The sequence below is a fragment of the Streptomyces longispororuber genome (assembly GCF_024448165.1).
In the GTDB taxonomy this organism is placed as follows: Bacteria; Actinomycetota; Actinomycetes; order Streptomycetales; family Streptomycetaceae; genus Streptomyces; species Streptomyces longispororuber_A.
Genome location: NZ_JAMOLN010000442.1, coordinates 1 through 244, shown reverse-complemented (window position 1 = coordinate 244; position 244 = coordinate 1). Strand labels below are relative to the sequence as shown.

1 protein-coding gene is annotated in these 244 nt (G+C 66.4%); it reads right to left on the bottom strand.

Annotated elements, in window-relative coordinates:
* On the bottom strand, nt 1-244 hold a 244-nt coding region (locus tag M4J07_RS47760), incomplete at both ends, for a B12-binding domain-containing protein (RefSeq protein WP_255983672.1).

Sequence of the window (244 nt, the reverse complement as noted above, 5' to 3'; positions counted from 1 at the left end):
GCACGAACGGCAGCTGCATCTGACCCGAGCCGAACAGCTCACCGACGACCTTCATGCCCTCCAGCAACGTGTCATTGACGATCTCCAACGCGGGCCGGTCCTGCAGCGCCTCGTCGAGGTCCGCCTCCAGGCCGTTCTTCTCCCCGTCGATGATCCGCCGCTGCAACCGCTCCTCCAGCGGCAGCGCCGCCAGCTCCTCCGCCTTGCCCGCCTTCAACGACTTCGCCGTAGCACCCTCGAACAA